The organism is Nostoc sp. (assembly GCF_036917275.1).
GTDB lineage: Bacteria > Cyanobacteriota > Cyanobacteriia > Cyanobacteriales > Nostocaceae > Nostoc.
In genome coordinates this window covers 217069-225576 of sequence record NZ_JBALDF010000009.1, presented here as the reverse complement: position 1 = coordinate 225576, position 8508 = coordinate 217069, and the positions used below count along the sequence as shown (strand labels likewise).

Sequence of the window (8508 nt, the reverse complement as noted above, 5' to 3'; positions counted from 1 at the left end):
TTTGAGGTACTTCAAAGTCGTTTTGAGGTACTCCAAAGTCGTTTTGAGGTACTCCAAAGTCGTTTTGAGGTACTTCAAAGTCGTTTTGAGGTACTTCAAAGTCGTTTTGAGGTACTAAATGATTAGTTTTCTTGCCTTAACCCGATTTACGGCGAAGGCGATCGCTCCTTTGATGAAACCGGGATTGCCTCCTCCACATTAGAAAAGCGATCGCTAATTCAACTTATGCCTCAATACGCTTGGGTTAAGGCTAAAACTCTTTGTCAAAGTCAATTTTTTTAACGAACCGCCAAGGACGCAAAGGACGCAAAGAGAAGGAAGATATGCTTAACTGAACTGTATTAACTTATGCCTAACCGCGATCGCCTTTTGACCGACTTGCCAAAATACGATCGCCTCCTTGACTAAAAGAGCGATGTCTCCCCACAGTCGGAAAGCGATCGCTCTTTCAAATAGATCAATATTCATTTTGAGGTGCTTTTCTCGCTATTCTATATCTTTTGCCCAATGCCCAATTCCCTACTCAATTCAATGGCTCCATAATGGCTCTTAAACCTTTGTTAGAGAGTGTTTTGAGCATTTCTTTAGCGTTATATTCACTGCTAAATACTCCTGCTTGCATAACTCTTTGACCATCCCAAACTGTGATAAACGCATCAGGAGCAAGCGATCGCACTAAATCTTTATCCTTATCGGTTGCTAGTGGCACTACTACGCGATAACGCACACCAAATTGTCTTGCAGAGTTACCATTATAAGGAATGCTTGCAGAACTTGTTTGCAGATTGCGAGTATTAACAATGGGGATATTGCGATCAGGAAGTGGTAAAAGTTCTGAAGCATTTCGAGTAGCAGCTTCTGGTATTGGTAACGGCTGCTGTGTTTGATTCCTGATGCTTGGAACTGGTGGCTGTGCTACTGAATTGGATGGTGACTCAGGGGCAGTAAACTCAATGGTATTAGAATCGATCCGCACATAATTTAACTGTGGTGTCTCACGCGGCTGTGCTGGACTGGAAGTTGTAACTCTTGAAGTGTTAGTTAATACTTGTCTACCTGACAAGCTGCTAGGAGTAGGAAATCCGGCGACGCTGGAAGTGGGTGGTTGTTTGGATATAGGTGTGGAAAGCGGTACATTATTGGCTGGCACTAATGGCAGCAGTTGACTGTTTAATTGTCCAGGAACAGGATTATTTGCTGAAATGCTGTTGCTGGTTTGCCTATTGGTAGTTTCAGAGATTTCGGGAGCCGAGAAGGTGATTTCACCGTTTGCTGGTATTTCTCGTAACACATTGTTGGGAGCAGGTTGAGAAGTTGGGGTTGCTAGTGCTGTTGTACCGTTAATATCTACCTTACCGGTGATGCGATCGCTCACAAGATTGTTACCAGCAGCAGAAATCACCTGTTTAGCAGCGCTGGCGTTAATATCGTAACGAGCATTATTTTGAAATGCATTACCCCCAGGTTCGGATGCGTTGCCTAAATCTGGCATTGCTTGAGCGATCGCAACTAAACCATCTTCTTTATTATCTTGAATAGAATTATTCCGTAAAATCGGGCGGGCATTTGCTTGTACCACAATTCCCGATCTATTATTCTGAATGTGATTGCCTATGACTATAGGAGCGGCATTTTGGGCAATATTGATGCCATAACCTGTTTGGTGAAAAACATTTTCCTTCACTTGGGGACTGGAGTTACCGGCAATTGTGATGCCATTGGCTCCATTGCGATCGAAATAATTCTTACTAATGGTAGGTGCAGCATTACCACTGACGGAAATTCCATCCTGGGTACTACCAATAAATGTATTTTCTGCGACTACCGGATTGCTAGATTCAATCCATAAACCGTAACCACGGCGATTGGAGTTTGTTACCGTCACCCCAGTCAGCAAGGCTTGGTTTGCTCCGACAATTGCGACATTTTGACCGGCAAAACTCCGGCTCAGGTAATCACCACCTCCCTGAATGATAATATCCTTTCCTTGATTGCTAGGGTTACCTTGAATTGAAACACCCGGTTTCAGTATTAAGGGGAAAATCTCCCCTGTCTCGGCGCTATAAGTGCCCGTGGAGAGCATAATTACAGTATTGGTATTAGCTAATCGCAACGCTTGGGTAATTGTTTTCACCGGAGCGGATTCGCTGCCATTACCTCTGCTGTCATCTCCGCCACTTGGGTTGACAAATAGCACGTTAACCTGAGAATTTATTTTTTCACCCAGAGGTGCTGAATCTGGTGTCAATGGAATCTGAACGATGCCTTCGGCGAGCTTCGCTGACGCACTACCCAGGCTTGTACCCAAGAACGCTATACTTACCGCTACGATGCCTACGGTAAAAGATAATACAGAAAAACTAAAAAATAAAAGCCTTGCTGATTTCAGAAACTTCAGCTTTGCAAACAAAACATCTACTCTACGGTACTCAGTAAACACACCAGTGAGAATCATATTTAACACAACTCCTTATAAGTAACCATAAATTCTTATACTCTTAGAGAGTATTATGTCGATAATATTACTCACATATTGACCGATTGGCGATATTTAATACATATAGCAATCCTATTTGATTTCGTTCAAATCGCTAGACTCAGATCCCCGACAACTTTTACGAAGTCGGGGATCTTGTTGTTGGGGAAACTTGAAATCTTGCCCCCTCCCCAACCCTTCCCGATGTGTTGAGGAGGGGTGATTCAAGGATTTTACTTCGATTTGATTTTGGCGTTGGGCTTTGCCCTTGCCGTAGGCATCGCCTATGTATTAGTTTTCTACCACCCAAAAATTTTTAACATCTCATTCTTTGCCAAAGTCAAAAGACCTCTTGCGAAAATCCCTAATACCCCACCCTAACCCTCCCCTTATAAAGGGGAGGGAACTAGATTCCTTTTTTTCCCCCTTTCTAAGGGGGGATTAAGGGGGGTAATTTAACTTGTGTATACAAGGTAGTTGCTAAGGGAAGGGGAGACAAAGCGTAGCTTTGGCGGGGTGGGGTTCTTATTTTTGATTTATGCAAGACTAAAGATGTGCTTGGAGGGCTGCTGCCTCTAAATGGGCATTTTTATATAGAGCATAGGAACGAGATAATACCGATTATTTGTGAGGTTATAGCGGTTCCCATTCAGATGCAGTACAACGTTACATCACGAGGTGTAGGGGCACGGCAATGCCGTGCCCCTACGGGTGTACCTCACGTAAACGATAATTGCTATACATAGAACAAGGGACTTAAGCCCCAAACCTGGCCAAGAATTGGTATAATCTCAGTTTTTTTAATTTATTGAAAATAATCTTCTATTAATTTTTTTTATTTATTGCTTTTTGACCAAATGTTATTTAATCATCAAAAATACTTTTTAATTTGATATTCATAGGTTAATAATTCACAAAATATGTTAGTTCATTTTATAAAAAATATTTAATCAATTTTTGACATACAAACTTTTTCTTGGAAGTTGTTTTTTACATTTGCTTTGCTGGAATTTTCCAACCTCCAAACTCTTCCTATAAGTATCCTAACTGAGAGAATGGTTTAGTTGTAAACAGTTGAGTAATTGCAGCTAATTGCTTAATATTAAAAGACTGAGCTAGGCTAGAGTCAAGTAATCCTGCATCTGGGTAATCAAGATCAGCTGATATTGCCGTCCTATTCCTTTTCTTTTGCCCACTGCCGATTTTATGGTGTATCCGCTCTTCCCAATCCTTTGTAAACTTGTCGTTTACCGGAAAATACTTGACTAACCTTAGTGCGAAATTGTAGCCTCAAACTACCTGATCACTGCCTATAGGAACATGGGATAATTTACCGTAACCCTCACCGCTACGTTATTTTGCGTAAATTACGCAAGAATTGAGTAAAAAAAAGCAAATTAATTAATTATGGTTACTAGGATATATGATAATTCACACTTCGATGAAAGCACTAACGGGGTTGTTGTAATGGTCGAGCCATACAGCCAAAAAGAGCAAATACAGCAGGTTGTCTACCGCATTTTAGATGCCAATTTAGACCGCGCTCGTGAAGGCTTGCGAATTATTGAGGAATGGTGTCGCTTTGGATTGAATAATGCCCAGTTGGCTCTTGAATGCAAGCGCTTGCGACAAGAGGTAGCCAAGTTACATACCCCGGAATTGCGGGCGGCGCGAGATACACCAGGCGATCCTGGAACTGAGTTAACCCATCCTCAGGAAGAACAACGAGCTAGTATAAAATCAGTATTGCAAGCTAACTTTTGCCGCATAGAAGAAGCATTGCGGGTACTGGAAGAATATGGCAAACTTTACCACCCAACTATGGCTAAAGCTTGTAAGCAAATGCGCTATCAGGTTTATACCCTAGAAAGCAGTTTAATGGGTCATCAGCGCCATCAATTGTTGTGGCGATCGCGTTTGTATCTTGTTACTTCCCCACATGAAACTTTGTTGAACAACGTTGAAGCTGCACTTAAAGGTGGATTAACCCTTTTACAATACCGCGACAAAACCACCGATGATTCTTTGCGTTTGGAACAAGCTAGAAAACTCCGGCAGTTATGCCATATTTATGGTGCTTTGTTCATTGTTAACGATCGCGTGGATCTGGCTTTGGCAGTCGATGCAGATGGGGTGCATCTGGGACAACAAGATATGCCCATTGCTGTTGCTCGGCAATTACTCGGTTCGCAGCGTCTGATAGGTCTTTCTACCACAAATAAGGAAGAAATGCAAGGAGCAATTGCTGAAGGTGTAGATTACATCGGGGTAGGGCCAGTTTATGAAACTCCCACGAAAGTAGGTAAGGTCGCAACAGGTTTAGAATATGTTAGCTATGCTGCCAAAAATTGCTCAATTCCCTGGTTTGCTATTGGGGGAATAGATGCCAATAATATCAATGATGTGATCGATGCCGGAGCCGAACGTGTAGCAGTGGTGCGATCGCTCATGCAAGCCGAACAGCCTACCCTAGTAACACAATATTTCCTCTCCCAACTCAATCGCATTAAACCAGAACCTTAAAAGAGTCATTAGTGATTAGTCATTAGTCATTAGTCATTCGTCCAAAGTAAGTAACCAATACCTAATACCCCGTTCCCTAGTCCCCACTCCCCACATTTATGTCTAATGAGATTACCATTCAGGTAAATGGGGAAACCCATAGCTGCTCGTTTCAAACTTCTTTACCCGATTTGCTCCAACAGTTGGGTTTTAACCCCCGCTTAGTGGCTTTAGAATATAATGGCGAAATTTTACACCGCCAGTTTTGGCCGCAAACAAAAGTGCAAGCAGGCGATCGCTTAGAAGTGGTAACTATTGTCGGTGGTGGTTAGTTAATTTGAGCCAGCAAGCCCAAATTATTGAGGCTGCATCGTGTAATCTTGATGCGGTAAAGTATGAGTTTGGCCATTATTTTCAAATTCTCAATTAAAATTTCCACAGTAGAATTGGTAAGACTTAATCTTAAACAAACTTCATCGCCACCCCATTCATACAGTAACGTTTGCCAGTAGGCGCAGGTCCATCATCGAAGACATGACCTAAATGCCCACCACAACGATGGCAATGTACTTCAGTTCGGGTCGTCAAAAAGGAGTTATCTACTGATGTACTAACTGCCCCATCAATAGGTGCATAAAAACTAGGCCAGCCTGTGCCACTGTTGAATTTAGTTTCAGATGTAAACAATGGTAAGTCACAGGCAGCACACTCATAAGTCCCTTTTGCATATTGTTTATCAAGTGGGCTGGTGTTAGCTAGTTCAGTATCATGTTTCCGCAGCACATCGAACTGTTGGGGCGTTAAAATCCGATGCCATTCTTCCTCAGTTTTAGTGATTTCAAACTCCTCTTTTGTAATTGCCATAACTTGTGACCTCCCAGTTAAATACCGTGATAACCATCCTGTACCAACAAGTGCTGCGCCAGCTTGTAAAAAATATCGTTTTTTCATAATTCAGTAGCTGATTTAATTACTTGAATCCCTAACATGAGTGAAGAGAATTTTTCAAGTCAAGGTGATCGGTATTGAACAATAGCAAAAGTATCTTTGCTAGAAAGCCACACCTACTTATACAGATTGGGGAACTGTGATTTTAGTTGAGCTAACTTCGGCAAATCATTTACCACCACGTAAGGATAATTCGGATTGCGGTCAATAAAGTGCTGATGGTACTCCTGGGCTTTATAAAAACCGTTCAAAGGGAGTAGTTGAGTAACTATCTGCTGATGAAAAATATGTGCTTTGTTGAGTTGATTAATATAATTAAGCGCAACCTGATTCTGCTCATTGTTGGCAAAAAATATGACTGAACGATATTGCCTCCCTGAATCAGGACCTTGTCTATTCAACTGTGTTGGGTCATGTGCCACAGAAAAGTAAATTTTCAGCAATTGACCATATGATATTTGTGATGGGTCATAGGTGATTTTTACTGACTCAGCATGACCTGTCAACCCAGAACTGACAAGTTCGTAGTCTGCTGTTGCTGCACTCCCACCAGAAAAACCAGAGACAACATCAGAAACACCTTTGAGATGCTCAAAAACTGCTGACATTCCCCAAAAGCATCCTCCTGCGAAAACTGCCGTCTGTTTTCCCTTCGCTGTAGAATTTGAGATATCGGTGGCGGGATTAGGAAGGACTGCTTGCGACGCACCACGCACGAGTACAACCGATATCAGTAAAATAATGGACAAACTAACTAGTAAGTATCCCTTGAGGGTAAAACTACGAGTTGACATAAAATAGCTGATTCTTTCTTAGTGTAGTCATCACCATAAGATTAATTTCTGAAAGCAACATTAGAGAAACATTAGAAGTTGCCGAGATAATCCTAGATGTAGATGGTGGGCACTATTTATTAAAAATATTTTGGCTGAAATCTAATCGGAGCGGCAATCCATTTTAGAAATTGCTACCATGAAAAACTAATAATGAAATTCAATAATTGACTAAGGAACTTCCAGTTAAAAAAACATCCCATCTTAGGGGCGTAAGACCTTGCGTCCCTACAAATGTACTCAATGTGTATTCATCTTACAAAATCGTGTTTCTCCCCTCTGATTTGTAAAGCGATCTATGAAGGATTCTCCGCTTGGCTAATTCTTTACCTTTGCGACCGAGTTGCTCACGTAGTTGCTGGTCTTTGCACAACCGATTGAAAGCTTGAAACACTTCATAACCAGAATTGGGATTAACCAGTATTCCATTCTCCTCATGCTGAACTATGTCTAGAACACCGCCTAACCGAGGGGCAATTACAGGTTTACCGAAGTAACTTGCTTCTAAATAAACCATACCAAAACCCTCCATACTATTAGCTTTAGTATCCGATAAAGTCAGCATCGCAAATATCTCGCAAGCTGCATAATAACCTGCTAACTCTCGTTCTGGCACATATCCGGCAAAGTGGACGCGCTTATCTACCCGCAACCGATGCGCCAGAGATTTCAGTTCCGATTCACTTGACCCTTCACCGCAGATTATGTAGTGAACATCGACCCCAAAAGTTAACAATAGTGGGATGTTATCAATCACTCGGTCGAAACCTTTATGTTTTACTAGTCTGCCGATGGAGAGAATAACTATTGATGATTCAGGAATGTTGTACGCTTGACGCACGCGAACACGTAAATCATCAAGGCTGCTGGGACTCGCTACATTATTACCAAATTTTTCTGGTCTGATTATTGGGTTAATCACGTGGGTAGGAGTATCTAATCGGAAAGCAGTTCTAAGGTAGTCTCTTGTATAAGAACTGTTACAAACAATGCCTTCGGCTCGTTTGAGTGTTAATTTAAAGAGCGATCGCAGCACGGGATTGTGTAATACATAAAGAAGATCATTACCGTGCAGATAGATAAAAAAGCGAATAGGTAGCAAATAGCTCAATAGCAACAGTGAAGGAAAGTCATAGCCGTGACCCCACTCTATATAACGGTAGTGATAGCGAAAATAAAGTTTGATTGCTAGTACAAATGAGCAGAGGATATTGACCAAAGGCTTCAAGATACTTCCCACAAAGCCACTACGCCAGTATCTAGGGTAAAACCAGCGATACACGGGAAACTGTTGACTTTCGTCAAATACTTGATCTCCTGAGCAACTAGCCGCCAGCACAATAACTCGTTCTGGATCTTGGAGACAGCGATTGTAGATATATTCCCCAATTACAGCTTCTTTTGGGAGGAAGATCCTGGATATAACTAGGATATCTGGGTATGCAGCTTTGTCTCTGCTTTCGGCTGTAAGTTGAGAAATATGTTCCATAACAAAGTTGATGACTATATTTCAAATAATTTTTAATTTATTTACAATTAGGATTATTTTCAAAGCCTTAATTACTATTTTATTTCTTTTAAAACGAATGTGGTGGGCAAATTTGAAGCCGATTTTACAAGATTAGCCAGGAAAATTATTTTTTTATTGTGTTGATTTTATTTTTGCTGCAAATTTCTCAATTCTTGAGAATTCTGTGCATAATGAACAATAAATAGAAACTAGCACTCATAGCCAAATTGCTCAGTGAA

At 41.3% G+C, this 8508-nt stretch carries 7 protein-coding genes; 2 read left to right on the top strand and 5 right to left on the bottom strand.

Annotated elements, in window-relative coordinates; translation table 11 throughout:
• Positions 1-327: 327 nt before the first annotated feature.
• Positions 328-468, bottom strand: a complete 141-nt coding sequence (locus tag V7K35_RS04515) for a hypothetical protein (RefSeq protein ID WP_335076716.1) — start codon at positions 466-468, stop codon at positions 328-330.
• Positions 469-523: 55 nt separating this feature from the next.
• On the bottom strand, positions 524-2455 hold the full coding sequence (locus tag V7K35_RS04510) for a DUF1565 domain-containing protein (RefSeq protein WP_335076714.1): 1932 nt from the start codon (positions 2453-2455) through the stop codon (positions 524-526).
• A 1428-nt stretch (positions 2456-3883) separates the two neighbouring features.
• Between V7K35_RS04510 and V7K35_RS04505 the strand changes: the two genes are divergently transcribed.
• A complete protein-coding gene (locus V7K35_RS04505; protein ID WP_335076712.1) occupies positions 3884-4999 on the top strand; it encodes a thiamine phosphate synthase in 1116 nt (371 codons plus the stop codon).
• A gap of 98 nt (positions 5000-5097) precedes the next feature.
• Positions 5098-5310, top strand: coding sequence for a sulfur carrier protein ThiS (thiS, locus tag V7K35_RS04500; protein WP_335076709.1), 213 nt, complete (start codon positions 5098-5100; stop codon positions 5308-5310).
• 130 nt (positions 5311-5440) lie between these two features.
• On the opposite strand, the gene msrB is transcribed toward thiS, so the two are convergent.
• The 3 genes from msrB to V7K35_RS04485 all read right to left on the bottom strand — a co-directional run bounded on the left by msrB (position 5441) and on the right by V7K35_RS04485 (position 8248).
• Positions 5441-5929, bottom strand: coding sequence for a peptide-methionine (R)-S-oxide reductase MsrB (gene msrB / locus V7K35_RS04495; RefSeq protein WP_335076707.1), 489 nt, complete (start codon positions 5927-5929; stop codon positions 5441-5443).
• Between the two features lie 113 nt (positions 5930-6042).
• Positions 6043-6720: a peptide-methionine (S)-S-oxide reductase MsrA gene (msrA, locus tag V7K35_RS04490; protein WP_335076706.1), complete on the bottom strand. Its 678-nt coding sequence runs from the start codon at positions 6718-6720 to the stop codon at positions 6043-6045.
• 295 nt (positions 6721-7015) lie between these two features.
• Positions 7016-8248 (bottom strand): glycosyltransferase family 4 protein, encoded by a 1233-nt coding sequence (locus tag V7K35_RS04485; RefSeq protein WP_335076704.1) that lies wholly within the window; start codon positions 8246-8248, stop codon positions 7016-7018.
• Positions 8249-8508 lie beyond the last annotated feature (260 nt).

Bases quoted from the DNA above. Each gene is read 5' to 3' on its own strand.
- V7K35_RS04515 (WP_335076716.1), bottom strand. From the start codon at position 468: ATGAATATTGATCTATTTGAAAGAGCGATCGCTTTCCGACTGTGGGGA.
- V7K35_RS04510 (WP_335076714.1), bottom strand. From the start codon at position 2,455: ATGATTCTCACTGGTGTGTTTACTGAGTACCGTAGAGTAGATGTTTTG.
- V7K35_RS04505 (WP_335076712.1), top strand. From the start codon at position 3,884: ATGGTTACTAGGATATATGATAATTCACACTTCGATGAAAGCACTAAC.
- thiS (WP_335076709.1), top strand. From the start codon at position 5,098: ATGTCTAATGAGATTACCATTCAGGTAAATGGGGAAACCCATAGCTGC.
- msrB (WP_335076707.1), bottom strand. From the start codon at position 5,929: ATGAAAAAACGATATTTTTTACAAGCTGGCGCAGCACTTGTTGGTACA.
- msrA (WP_335076706.1), bottom strand. From the start codon at position 6,720: ATGTCAACTCGTAGTTTTACCCTCAAGGGATACTTACTAGTTAGTTTG.
- V7K35_RS04485 (WP_335076704.1), bottom strand. From the start codon at position 8,248: ATGGAACATATTTCTCAACTTACAGCCGAAAGCAGAGACAAAGCTGCA.